Here is a 12,574-nt window from a genome sequence, read left to right on the forward strand (position 1 = left end):
ACAGGCTAGTCGTGGTAGTAGTCAAGTCGCTTTTCGGCGGCGCCCAGCAGCATCTCGACCACAAAGTTAAAGACCCAGTAGATCAGTGCCGCAATCGCAAACGGCACCATGCTCACTTGAGAGGCAACCAGTGCCTTGGCCGTCGAGAACATCTCCCCCACGCCGATGGCAAACGCCAGCGACGTGTCCTTGACCAGCGTGATGATTTCGTTGCCCATCGCCGGCAAAATGCGCTTGGCGACCTGCGGCATCACAATGTACAAAAACGTCTGCAGGCGTGAGTAACCCAGCACCTCGGCGGCCTCATATTGACCACGCGGGATAGACTGCAAACCCGAGCGATAGATCTCGGCAAAGTAGCCGGCATAGTTGATGATGAATGCCACAACGCACGCTGTCCACTTGGAATCGGGCGTGAGCGAAATACCAAAGACATAATACGGAGCAAAGTAGATGGCAAACATCTGCAGCATGAGCGGCGTACCGCGCATGACCGAAATGTAGATGCGCGCAATCCAACGCAGCGGCGCGATTCTGCTCATACGCATAAACGCCACGGGAATTCCCAAGGGAATCGAGCCCAACAGCGTGAGCACAAACAACTGCAAACTGACCAAGAAACCCTGGCCAAGCATCTGCATCATGACCTGAATAGACAACCCAAGCTCTCTTTCACAGCAACAGAACAGCAGGTGTTAATTGAAATAGGCACAGTGCCCAAGATTGCGAGCGACAAGCCCGACGAAGCGTACTTTGGTACGCGAGGAGGGTTGGAGCCGCAAGGTTGGGTGCTGTGGCTATTTCAAAACCCAGTTGTCGAAGGATAGACCGTAGCTCGCATACTTGTCGCACAGGTCCTTGACTGTACCGTCCTCATAGAGCGCCTTGAGCGACTCGGTCACGGCGTCGGCCGACTTAGTATCACCCTTCTTAAAGCCAACGGCGTAGTGCTCGCTGGACAGCGGTTTTTCAAGTTGCGTATAGGCATCGGGCTTGGCGGCAAGCTGATACTGGGCGATCGAAAGGTCGCAAGCCACCGCATCGACCGCGCCGCTCTCGAGCTGCATAAAAGCCGTGTTGTACTCGCCGATGGTATCGAGCGTGGCAAACGTCGCCGCCAGATCCTTCTGGTCACCCTCTAGCACATCCTGTGCGGCAGAATCGGTCTGGGTAATCACGGTCTTGCCGGCAAGGTCGTCCCAACTCTTGATGCCCGCATCCTTCTTGACCACCAGCACCTGCTCATTGAGCATGTACGGCTCGGAGAACGTGTAGTCGTCCTCGCGGCCCTCCATGGTAAAGCCGTTCCAGATGCAGTTGATGGCGCCCGAGTTGAGCAGCGTATCCTTGGCGTCCCAGTCGATGGCCTCGTACTTGACCTCCCAGCCCTGCTTATCGGCAACTGCCTTGGCCAAATCGAGATCAAAGCCAGTGTACTCGCCATCGTCGCCCACAAAGCCATACGGAGGATAGGACTTGTCAAAGCCCACCACGAGCTTCTTAGACTCCACAACGCCCTTGGCGTCCTTTGCCGCGGCAGAGCCGGCAGTGGAACCCTTGTCGGCACCACCGCCGCAGCCGACAAGACCAAGGCCAAGCACCGTGGCGAGCGAGCCGGCTAGACCAACAAACTGACGACGAGACATATCGGTATTCATGGTATTCCCCCTTGATGGCACTTTAGCTAAGTAAAGTGAGTCATGTAACGTTCAGAATCATACACTTTACCTTGATAGAGTACAAGGGAGAAGTTGCCCGGCGCGGGCGGGGAGCGGCGCGTAATTAAGTTTCCTGCTCTACAGTCCTGCGCAAGACGGAAAGCACATTAAGTGCTTTCCTTTGCGTGCGGAACTCGCGATAAACTTAATTACGCGCCGCTCCCCGCCCGCGCCGGGCAAACGTCGTTGGACTTATCACTAACGTGAAGTGGACGCTTGTATATCGTCTGCTAGCTTGGCACGGTACAATGCTTTCAGATTTCAATTTATAAATTAGTGGGGTTACTTCATGGCAGAATCTCGTGCGGAGCGCAAGGCTCGTCGTGCTTTGATCGAGGCGGCTGAGGGGTCGGAAGAGAAAAAATCTTCCAAGAAATCCAAGTCGTCTCAGGACACGAAGGGTAAGTCGGCCAAGGGCAAGGCTAAGACCAAGCGTCCCAGCCCTCGTCGGGGCGAGGATAAGGCGCCTCAAGCTCGTTCCAAGCGCTCGCATAATGAGTCGTCCCGGTCCGCTCATAAGGCCGTTGATCCCAAGTCGCCTTGTTCCATCATGAAAGCTTGCGGTGGATGCACGGCGCTCAACAGGCCTTATAAGAAGCAGCTGGCGGCCAAGCAGGCTGCTATGGATGAACTTTTTGCTGCTCTTTGCGAGCGTGAGGGCATAACCGTCGATCCCATTCGCGGTATGGACGTTACTCTGGGCGACCCGGGCAAATATCCTGCGCCGCGTGGTTTTCGCCATAAGGCCGCCACTCCCTTTGCCCCCGGCAAAGGGGGCGCTGTCCGCTGCGGCTTTTTTGAGCGCGGCACGCACAGAATCGTCGCTGTTCCCGAATGCCCCGTCGAGGCACCGGGAGCCCGTCAGATTCTTAACGGCATTGCGCGTGAGGCCGAGCGCCTGCACATTCCCGCCTTTAACGAGGACAAGCATCTGGGCCTGCTTCGCTATGCCGTCGTTCGCTGCGGCTGGCGCACCGACCAGATCATGATCACCCTCGTTACCGCCCAGCGCGACCTGCCGCATGCGCAGGAATTCTTTGAGGCCATCGCCGCACTCGATCCGCGTATCGTCACCGTCGCCCAAAACATCAACGGACGCCCTGGCAACGCCATCCTGGGTGAGGAAACCCACATCGTGTATGGCGCTGAATGCATGCGCGACCAGCTACTCGGCTGCGAGTTCGATATCTCCCCCACCGCGTTCTACCAGACCAACCCGCAGCAGACCGAGCTGCTCTACCAGCTCGCTATCGACGGTATGGATCTGCACCAGGGCGATGTTCTCATGGATGCCTACTGCGGCAGCGGCACCATCGGTCTTTGCGCAGCTAAAGAAGCTCAGAACAAGGGCATCGGCATCATGTTACTTGGCGTGGAGCGCAACCCGGCGGGCATTGCCGACGCACGCCGCAACGCCGAGCTCAACGGTCTTACCCGCAGCGCCTGGTTTATGGCCGACGATGCCACCGACTACATCCTAGATGCCGCCGACAACAACGAGCGCGTCACCGTCCTTTCCATCGATCCGCCGCGTGCCGGCTCTACCCCCGAGTTCCTCGAAGCCGCCTGCGCGCTTAGACCTCGCCGCATCACCTATATCAGCTGCAACCCTGTGACCCAAGAGCGTGACCTGCACCAGCTCCTCGACGGTGGCTATCGCCTGCTCAAGATCACGCCCGTCGACATGTTCCCCCATACCGACCACACCGAAACTGTAGCGGTCCTCGAGCGCCGCTAATCCACCGGTACAAGAAGGGGGCGCCCCGTCTGGGCCGCCCCCTTACTTGGTTTATGAACTCCGCTACATCCTCTTGCGCAGGTCACACACGCCGGCTGCCGCCATCTCGCGCAGTAGCGTCTCGCGGTCGCGCGTCACGATCAAATCCAGCGGAAAGTGAATCTCGTCGAGCATCTTGCGCGCTTGGTCGAGCTTACCAATTGCCATACCAATGTGCGCATCGGTCGAGACGCCAATCCCCACGCCCAGCTCGGCGCACCGCTCGGCAATCTTGCGGCACACGTCCCAATGCTCGGCATCCGCGCCATGCTCAAGACTGTGATTGTTGATCTCGATGATCTTATGCTTAGCCTTAGCAGCAAGCAACACCTCGTCGATATCGAACGGCACGCCCGATCGACCCGTATGCCCCAGCATAAACACCTTGGGGTGCTCCAGAGCATTGATATACATCTCGGTCGTCTGGGCCAGCGTCGCGCCTTCAGCGAACTGCGGATTATGCACGCTTGCAACCAAATAATCCAAATTACGCGTAACCCGATCGAACAGCGAATGCTGACGGCTGTACGAATCGCCGGCAATATCGAGCGTGACAGGAGTGTCCTCACCAAACAGACTTCCGTCCAGCGAAACGATATCGGCCTCGGCGCCACGCAGCACCAACACGCCGCTCCAAATGCGCGGCCATATATCCTGGTTGATAAAGAACTGGTAACTGCGCAGGTCATTGGGGCAAGCCGTAACCATAGAGCTCAGATGGTCGGCAGATCCAAGCACCTGCAGGCCACGCTCTGCCGCCCAGTACACATTCTCCTCAATGGTCGAATATGCATGCGCAGAGAACATCGTATGGGTATGAATGTCACAGGAAAGCAGGTAGGGCATCAGGTCTCCTTATCTGGTATGGCCGTCGCGTATATTCATTGTACGCATAGCCTTCGATAGTCGTAAAACCGCTCCATCCCAAAGACACAACGTCCATGACAACGGGGTCCGGTTTAACACCAAACCCCGTTTCACGTAAAACATTGTAGGCAGAGCGCTCTGCTTTTAACGATACTCGTCCGCCAACTGTTTCCAAGCTGGTAGCGAATTGATAATCGTTTCGTAACTCACGCAATAACCCAAGCGGAACCAACCCGGCATGCCAAAGCTATCCGAAGGCACCGCGAGCAACTCGTACTTCTTTGCACGCTCGCAAAAAGCGTTTGCGTCGGGCTCGAGCGCCTTCACCCACAGATAGAAAGCGCCGTCCGGCTCAACGTAGGTGTAGCCGTACTCCGCCAATGCGTCGGTGAGCGCCGTTCGGTTGCGAGCATAGGCTTCGACATCACTCGGCTCATCGATGCAGTCGATAATCACGCGCTGGAAGAGCGCCGGTGCGCACACAAAACCCAGTGTACGGGCGGCACCGGCGACAGCCGGCATAAGGCGAGCAGCCTGAGGATTGGTGTTGGGAACCAAAATCCAGCCCACACGCTCACCCGGCAGCGACAGCGACTTGGAATACGAATAGCACACGACGGTGTTCTCGTAGATTGAGGGTACCCAGGGCACCTCGGCACCGTACACGATCTCGCGGTACGGCTCATCCGAGATGAGCATAATCGGATTCTCGGGATCACGCTTGGCATTGACCTCGCGCAGAACATTGGCCAGTCGCGTCAGCGTGTCGCGCGTATATACGGCACCGGTCGGGTTGTTGGGCGAGTCGATAATGACGGCCGCCGTCTTATCAGTAATCGCCTTGAGCACGTTGCCCACGCTCAGCTGGAACGTGTCTTCATCGGCGGGTGCCTCGACACACGTACAGCCGGCCTTCTCAATCCACACGCGATACTCCGGAAAGTACGGGGCGATAACAATGACCTCGTCACCGGGATTGGTAACAGCGTTGAGCGTGCAGGTGAGCGAAGCCGCCGCACCCACGGTCATAAAGACATCTTTACCCTCATAGCTCGTGCCAAAACGACGGTTGAGCGACTCGGCCACAGCGACACGACATTGCGGCAGGCCTGGTGCGGGCGTGTATCCGTGCAGTTGGTCGCTCGGCAGCTCCAAGGCCTTTTTGATGGACTCCGCCACGGCAGCGGGCGCCGGAACACTCGGGTTGCCCAGCGAAAAATCGAATACGTTCTCCGCACCGATCTGTGCCTTGCGTTCAAGTCCATAGCTAAAGATCTCGCGGATGATAGAGCTTTCCGCGCCGCGAGCAAACATGGTTTCGTTGATCATCTGTTCCCCTTTCGCATAGGCGGTATTGTACGCTTTAGTCAAGCAAAGTACCGCAGCAATGTTGATTGGGGACAGACTTAAATGCGTGAAAACGCTCATTTAAGTCTGTCCCCAATCAACATATCGCTCAAAAGAAAAAGCCTCCGCAGGTTTTCCCCGCGGAGGCTCTCGCGACAAAGACTACTCGTCGGCCTCGGTGTCGCCATCGGCCTTTTTTGTGTCAGCAGCCTCGACATCGTCAGCGCTATCGGATGCGACTTCGGCATCCTCCTGCATGGCCGCCTGCGCAAAAGCTGCGGCATCAGCCGCCAGCTCCTCCTCGCTCATACGAGGCGTGCGCTTTTTGGTCGGCACGCCGCCCGCCTTGGCGTTGCGCTCCTCCTTGGCTGCCAGAATGTCGCCCTCGCGCTCAAGGTAGGCATCCCAATCGTTGTCGAGCAGGGCGTTCACGGCGTCGCCTTCGACGGTCTCGCGCTCAAGCAGCACCTTCGCCATCAGATCGAGCTGATCGCGACGGGCATCCAAAATCTCAACAGCACGGCGATGGGCCTCACGCATGATGCGCTGAACCTCGATATCGATGCGGCGCGCCGTCTCCTCGGAGTAATCCTGGTGATCGGCATAATCGCGACCAAGGAACACCTGATGCTGCGCCTCGCCAAACACTTGCGTGCCCAGCTCCTCGCTCATGCCCAAACGCGTAACCATCTCGCGCGCCATCTTGGTCGCGCGCTCCAGATCGTTGCTCGCGCCCGATGTAATGTCATCGCACATGAGCTCCTCGGCAACGCGACCGCCCAAGAACACGGCAAGCTCGTCGAGCATCTCGTTCTTGGTCTTGAGGAAGTGATCCTCCTGCGGAAGCTGCAGCGTATAGCCCAGAGCCTGACCGCGGCTGACAATCGAAATCTTGTGAACCGGATCGGAGTGCTCCAGGATGTGACCCACCAGAGCATGACCGCTCTCGTGGTAGGCAATCGTGGTGCGCTCGGCTTCGGTCATCACGCGCCCCTTGCGCTGCGGTCCTGCAATCACGCGCTCCATCGATTCTTCGACCTCGTCCATCGAGATCACGGAGCGATGACGGCGAGCGGCAAGCAGCGCGGACTCGTTGAGCAGGTTTGCCAGGTCGGCACCGGTAAAGCCAACGGTCATCTGGGCGAGCTTCTCAAACTTAACGTCCTCATCCATTGGCTTGTTCTCGGCATGCACGCGCAAGATCTGCTCGCGCCCCTTCACATCCGGGCGGTCGACCGTAACCTGGCGGTCAAAACGACCGGGGCGCAGCAATGCCGGATCCAGAATATCGGGGCGGTTGGTCGCGGCGATCAGGATGACCGATTCGCTTTCCTCAAAACCGTCCATTTCGACCAGCAGCTGGTTGAGCGTCTGCTCGCGCTCGTCGTGACCGCCGCCCAGACCGGCTCCGCGCTGACGTCCCACGGCATCGATCTCGTCAATGAAGATGATCGACGGAGCCTGAGACTTGGCCTCCTTAAAGAGGTCGCGCACGCGGCTGGCGCCGACGCCCACGAACATCTCGACAAAGTCAGAGCCCGAGATGCTAAAGAACGGGACACCGGCCTCTCCGGCAACGGCCTTGGCCAGTAACGTCTTACCGGTACCCGGAGGGCCCACCAGCAAAACGCCGCGCGGGATCTTGGCACCCAGCTTGCGATAACGGTCCGGATCGCTCAAGAAATCGCGAATCTCTTCGAGCTCCTCAACAGCCTCGTCCACGCCGGCAACGTCTTCGAACTTGACCTTGGGACGCGTAGCCTCGTTGGTCTTGGCGTTGGTCTTGCCAAACTGCATGTTCCTATTATTGGCGCCCATCATCTGGCGCATAAAGTAGAACATGATGGCGATCAGGGCAATCGTCGGCAGTACGCTCATCGCCAAGTCGCCCCAAAAATCGGGGTCGTTGGTGTTGACGATGTACTTAGTGTCGGGATGCTCCGCCATGAGCTCGGCAAGCGAATCGGAGCCGACATAGCTCGAGGAAAAGCTCTTGAGCTCACTCGTGTCGCCCTTGTCCTTTTTCGCCTTCCAGTAATGACCCGTCACGCTTCCGTCCTGAACCGTATAGGTCAGATCTTCGACGCGATCCTGCTTGATGGCGCTCACCATCTCGCTCGTCGCGAGCTTAACGGTATTGCTGGAGCTGGCAAAGCCGGAGCCCATATTAAAGAAGGCGTAGCCCAGAAGTGCGCAAGCCAAAAGAAAATACAGCCAGCCCGTACGTGTGGGTTTCTTGCCTCCGGGCATCCCCGGAATCTTAGGGTCCCGGGGTGTCTGGGAATTGTAGTCGTTACGGTCGTCGGGCATCTTACGAATAAACCTCCGGTTTCAAAATGCCCAGATACGGAAGGTTACGATAGCGCTCGGCATAGTCGAGGCCGTAGCCCACCACAAAGGCATCGGGGCAATGGGTTCCAACATACTTGGGCGTAATGGCCGAGATGCGATCCTCAACGTCCTTCCACAGGAAGGCGGCGACCTCCAGAGAAGCGGGCTTGCGGCTCTCAAGGTTCTTCATCAGATACTTGAGCGTCAGGCCCGAGTCCAGAATGTCTTCAACGATCAGCACGTCACGACCGCGGATATCGATATCAAGGTCTTTAATGATACGCACGATGCCCGAGGACTTCACACCGTCGCCATAGCTCGAAACGGCCATGAAATCGATATTGGTCGGCAGCTCGATCTTGCGCATCAGGTCGCCCATAAAGACCACGGCGCCGCGCAAGACCGCAATCAGCACCAGATCCTTACCCGCGTAGTCGCGCGTAATCTCCTCGCCCAGGCGAGAGACGATACCGTCGATATCCTCCTGCGTAAACAGAACCTTCTCGATATCCGGATGTTGAGAAGCCATGACAACCCTTTCTTGTGCTTAATCGCCCACACACCGCCGTATGGACGCGAACTACACATTCTAGCAGCGCACGGGGTATATTTTCCAGCCCGTGCACCATCAGCGCGGGAATACCGTCAACGCCGCACAGAAAAACTGGTGCGAGGGGCTAATCCGCGTCAACCACGCGAAGCAGATAGGCCACACGCGTCGCCGCCGTGCACTTAAAGCGTTCGTCCGCGCGAACTCCGGCGACCCACACCACGACACCCCCCGGTGCCGTCCTTACCATGGGCACGCCGGTGCGCTCGGAAACGGGAATACGAGCCTCGCACAACAAGTCGGACACCTTCTTGCTTCGGCCACTCATGCCTAACGGGCACATCACGTCTCCCGGCGCGGGACCGTCCACCCACAGGCGCGCCAATCGCGCCTCGGCAGGAACCTCGCCGCGCGAGCCCGCCAAGATCCGCTCGCTATCGCTGTTGGCAAAACCCAGGGCGGCCGCGTCCACCAAAGCTGCCACTTCCCCAGCAGCCGCAAACTCACGGGCGCGGCGCACGATATCGCATCCCGGCTCAACGGCTATCGCTTCTGTGACCAGCATACGTCCCCCGCCCAACGACATACGGCCGGGTATGGTAATCCAGTCCGCAACCAAGCCCTCACGAGCCGCCGGTGCCTTAAACGCCAGCATGCCAAACTCAACACGTGCGTCAATCCCCGCCGGAAGCGTAACCGAACCCGCACCCTCGGCAACACAGGAGAGGACTCGCTCCACATGGCGCATCTCTGGGCGAGCGTCCGGATCGATGCGTTTAATCGCCAGTCGCACGATGCGCCGCGCGATTACCACCTCGGCCGCAGCAAGGCGTCTGGCATCGAGCACCAGCGCGCCCGCTGCCTCTTTGCGCAGGCAGCTTCGAAACGCCTGTGCCGACAACTGGGATAGAAACGCATCCTCATCACCCAAGATCTCACAGGCGGCACCAATCGTCTTGCACACGCTCGCATTACGCTGCGCCAGCACTGGCATTACCCGGTGGCGAACGTAGTTTCGCAGATACGAGATATCTTCGTTGGTCTCGTCCTCGCGCCACGGCTGACCATGCACCTGCAGATAGCCCACAAGCTCGCCATGAGTTAGGTCGAGCAAGGGGCGTACCACAATATTCCTTCGGCGGGGAATGCTCGAGAGCCCAGCAGGGCCCGACCCCTTAATGGCGTTCATCAAAAATGTTTCCGCGCGGTCTGAAGAGGTATGGGCAGTACAGATGCGCGCCGCCGTTCTCGGCACCCCCATCTTGGCACAAAGCTCGCGAACATACCTTCGCGCCGCGGCATAACGCACCTCGCGCGCAGCCGCCTCGATATTGCCCGACTCCTCATCAAAATAGGCGTGCTCCACGCACAGCGGCAAGCCATATTGTGCGCAGAGCTCGCGCACAAAGGCCTCGTCGCCGTCGGATGCCTTGCCTCGCAGGTGATGGTTTACATGAAGCACATGTAGGCGCTCGCGAGCAATGGGGGCAACGCCGCGTCCATCTTGGATATCCAGCTTTGATGTGCACGCCATAAGAAGCAGTGCCGTCGAGTCCGCACCGCCTGATACCATGAGCACCACAGGAGCTGCCTGCTGCCTCGTCCGGGTCTCATCGACTGCCCCGGGTACGGCATGGTGTCCGTAATGCTGTGATACCGTTGGCATTCGCTTCCTCCTCTATTCGTCAGCACTCATTGTATCCTTTGGAATCTTATGTCTCGCCTGCACCTTCATATCCTCGGCAGCGGCTCTAAAGGCAACTGCGCACTCATCGAGGGCCCGCAGGGGCTCATTATGGTCGATGACGGACTGTCCCGCCGCGAAACGCTCAAACGCATGGCCGAGCTCGGCCTTTCGGCAGACGACATGTCCGCCCTTGTTGTCACCCATGAGCACAGCGACCACATTAAGGGGCTTGAGGTGTGGTGTAAACATTGGAACGGACCGGTCTTTTCCAGCAGGGGCACGCTCGCATCAAAGGAAAGCCTCGCACATCTGTCTGTTGAGGAATTCGACCCAGGTGACGCCCTCTCTATTGCCGGGGTCCACATTCAAACGTATTCGACATCGCACGACGTCGTCAATCCTGTCGGCTACCGTTTTGATGCCCAGGGTGATTCGGTTGGCTTTGCCACCGACACCGGCGAGTTGTCGAAGCATGCCATCGATACGCTCAAGGACTGTCGCATTCTCGCGCTCGAAAGCAACCACGATGTAGCCATGCTGCGTCAAGGAGACTATCCTCGCTTTCTTCAGGAGCGCATCCTGTCTGCAAAAGGGCATCTCTCCAACGATCAGGCCGCCGATGCCGCACGCGCGCTGGTAACCGATCGCACCGAGCAGCTTATCGCGATGCACATTAGCCAAGACAACAATCGCCCAAGCCTTACCGTCAAAAGCTACGCAAGCTCACTTGGGGCAACACTCGACAACGAGCTTGGTAGCACCGCCACCCGCGTTGAGGGGCCACATAAACTCACAATACGTCCCGCCGGGCAATATCGGCCCATGACCATTCAGTAGGCCGTCTCAAATAGAAAAGGGGGCCGGGAATCGCTTCCCAGCCCCCTTAACTCAGGAACCGATGTTAATAGCCGATAACGTTAGTCGATGAAAATCTTCGTAACGTTCTTCTTCTCGACAATCTTAGGAACCGTAACGGTAAGGATGCCGTCAGCATACTTTGCAGAAAGGCCCTCGCTCGAAGCATCCTTCAGGTACACACCGCGCGTCGCGCTGTAAGAGCAAAACTCCTTCTGCAGGTAGTTCTTGTCCTTGTTCTCTTCGCTCTCCTCAACATTCACGCTAATGGAAAGACGACCCTCATTGAGCTCAACGTCGATGTCGTCCTTCGCGACGCCGGTCAAATAAGCCTTGACCTCGTAACCGTCGCCCCTGTCCTCAACATCAACGGGAAACGCCTTGGAGGCGATCGAGTTGTTTGCCAGATCGGTCATATCATCAAACAGATCGAACAACGAGCTAGCAGAGGGACGAACACCAAAAACCGAACGATAAGGAACCATGCTTGCCATGACTACCACTCCTTTAAGGGACTGCCGAGCCATCTTCTAGGTGGCAGGGACTTCTTTTGACGCTTTAATATATGCCCATCCATTTCTTATATATACATTTTGATATAAAGTTTTTTGAGTCTCTATCTATAAGCATATCTAAGTCTATATGACTAAGATTTAATGAGGTCAAGGTTCTTTGAACCGTGCCTTAAATACCAAATGTGCCCTAGCTAAACAAAGCTGGGGCTTACAATGAGCGTATACACAATATTAATGACAACCTAAGGGCATCATGGACGATCAAGCCTCCGACAATTCGTATGATCAGATGCAGAACGATAAATCAACCTATCCGCAGACCATACGCTACCATCGTCCCCATATTTCCCAAGAGCCTATTGACGATACAGAGCCTGAATATGTAACTCGCAATCGTTATCAAACCCTTGAAGAATCTCAATCAGGTCGCAAACATATGGGCGTCGCACCGAGCGAATCGGCGTATCTCAAAGATGCCCCCTTATCCAAAAACAGCGCATGCAACCAGGAGCAGGCCCAAACACCCGCTAAGCAACAACGAAGAGAGCCTCGCCCTAAGCAGACCCTAACGCATTCTGCCCGCTATTTAGAGACGCCGAAGCAAGGAAAATCGATATTTATATCGTCTAGCAGACGACGCAAACAGCACCGGCTCCAAATCGCGCTCTTGATCATTGCCATCGCGGCAATCGCGCTGGTCATTCGTTTTATTTTCTTCAAATAGAAAAGACAATTAAGCCGTAGGGGCTTTAAGTTTACAACGCCCAAACGAAAAAGGGGGAGGCCGCGAGGCCTCCCCCTTCTCAGTCCAAGCGCACGGCTCGGTGCCGTCCACCGGTCAGCGGCGCCCTGGCCTCCCACGGGCTGGCCCCGCAGTACTCTCGGCGCGATGGGGCTTAGCTTCCGGGTTCGGAACGGGACCGGGCG

At 57.3% G+C, this 12,574-nt stretch carries 11 protein-coding genes and 1 rRNA gene; 3 read left to right on the forward strand and 9 right to left on the reverse strand.

Translation table 11 applies throughout. The features are described from left to right. Window positions 1-5: 5 nt before the first annotated feature. Together ACTNBY_RS08100 and ACTNBY_RS08105 are read right to left on the reverse strand one after the other, a co-directional pair. Complete coding sequence (locus tag ACTNBY_RS08100; protein ID WP_154517772.1) at window positions 6-659, reverse strand: amino acid ABC transporter permease; 654 nt, start codon at window positions 657-659, stop codon at window positions 6-8. A 138-nt stretch (window positions 660-797) separates the two neighbouring features. Continuing rightward, the gene (locus tag ACTNBY_RS08105) at window positions 798-1,658 is read right to left on the reverse strand and encodes a transporter substrate-binding domain-containing protein (protein ID WP_441064080.1); all 861 of its coding nucleotides are present in this window, start codon (window positions 1,656-1,658) and stop codon (window positions 798-800) included. A 349-nt stretch (window positions 1,659-2,007) separates the two neighbouring features. Between ACTNBY_RS08105 and rlmD the strand changes: the two genes are divergently transcribed. After that, window positions 2,008-3,456, forward strand: coding sequence for a 23S rRNA (uracil(1939)-C(5))-methyltransferase RlmD (gene rlmD / locus ACTNBY_RS08110; RefSeq protein WP_441064082.1), 1,449 nt, complete (start codon window positions 2,008-2,010; stop codon window positions 3,454-3,456). Window positions 3,457-3,519: 63 nt separating this feature from the next. Here rlmD and ACTNBY_RS08115 read toward each other — a convergent pair whose 3' ends face one another. The 5 genes from ACTNBY_RS08115 to tilS form a co-directional block, all read right to left on the reverse strand. Then, window positions 3,520-4,341: a phosphatase gene (locus ACTNBY_RS08115; protein WP_154517764.1), complete on the reverse strand. Its 822-nt coding sequence runs from the start codon at window positions 4,339-4,341 to the stop codon at window positions 3,520-3,522. 165 nt (window positions 4,342-4,506) lie between these two features. After that, window positions 4,507-5,691: a pyridoxal phosphate-dependent aminotransferase gene (locus ACTNBY_RS08120; protein WP_154517761.1), complete on the reverse strand. Its 1,185-nt coding sequence runs from the start codon at window positions 5,689-5,691 to the stop codon at window positions 4,507-4,509. Window positions 5,692-5,871: 180 nt separating this feature from the next. Beyond that, window positions 5,872-8,019 carry an ATP-dependent zinc metalloprotease FtsH gene (gene ftsH / locus ACTNBY_RS08125; protein ID WP_441016580.1) on the reverse strand — a complete coding sequence of 716 codons (2,148 nt, stop codon included), beginning with the start codon at window positions 8,017-8,019 and terminating at the stop codon, window positions 5,872-5,874. Window position 8,020: 1 nt separating this feature from the next. Next, on the reverse strand, window positions 8,021-8,569 hold the full coding sequence (gene hpt, locus ACTNBY_RS08130) for a hypoxanthine phosphoribosyltransferase (RefSeq protein WP_154517754.1): 549 nt from the start codon (window positions 8,567-8,569) through the stop codon (window positions 8,021-8,023). A 148-nt stretch (window positions 8,570-8,717) separates the two neighbouring features. After that, window positions 8,718-10,256, reverse strand: coding sequence for a tRNA lysidine(34) synthetase TilS (gene tilS, locus ACTNBY_RS08135; protein ID WP_195838600.1), 1,539 nt, complete (start codon window positions 10,254-10,256; stop codon window positions 8,718-8,720). Window positions 10,257-10,304: 48 nt separating this feature from the next. On the opposite strand from tilS, the gene ACTNBY_RS08140 reads away from it, so the two are divergent. Continuing rightward, entirely contained in the window at window positions 10,305-11,114 is an 810-nt protein-coding gene (locus tag ACTNBY_RS08140) for an MBL fold metallo-hydrolase (protein WP_441064084.1), read from the forward strand. 80 nt (window positions 11,115-11,194) lie between these two features. Here the strand turns inward: ACTNBY_RS08140 and ACTNBY_RS08145 are convergent, their stop codons facing one another. Next, window positions 11,195-11,626, reverse strand: a complete 432-nt coding sequence (locus ACTNBY_RS08145; RefSeq protein WP_154517748.1) for an Hsp20 family protein — start codon at window positions 11,624-11,626, stop codon at window positions 11,195-11,197. A gap of 274 nt (window positions 11,627-11,900) precedes the next feature. Between ACTNBY_RS08145 and ACTNBY_RS08150 the strand changes: the two genes are divergently transcribed. Further along, entirely contained in the window at window positions 11,901-12,371 is a 471-nt protein-coding gene (locus ACTNBY_RS08150; protein WP_154517745.1) for a hypothetical protein, read from the forward strand. Between the two features lie 112 nt (window positions 12,372-12,483). Here ACTNBY_RS08150 and rrf read toward each other — a convergent pair. Then, window positions 12,484-12,574 (reverse strand): 5S ribosomal RNA (rrf, locus tag ACTNBY_RS08155); the annotation flags it as partial.

Origin of the sequence: Collinsella sp. HCP28S3_E12, from assembly GCF_052065595.1 — a bacterium.
GTDB lineage: Bacteria > Actinomycetota > Coriobacteriia > Coriobacteriales > Coriobacteriaceae > Collinsella.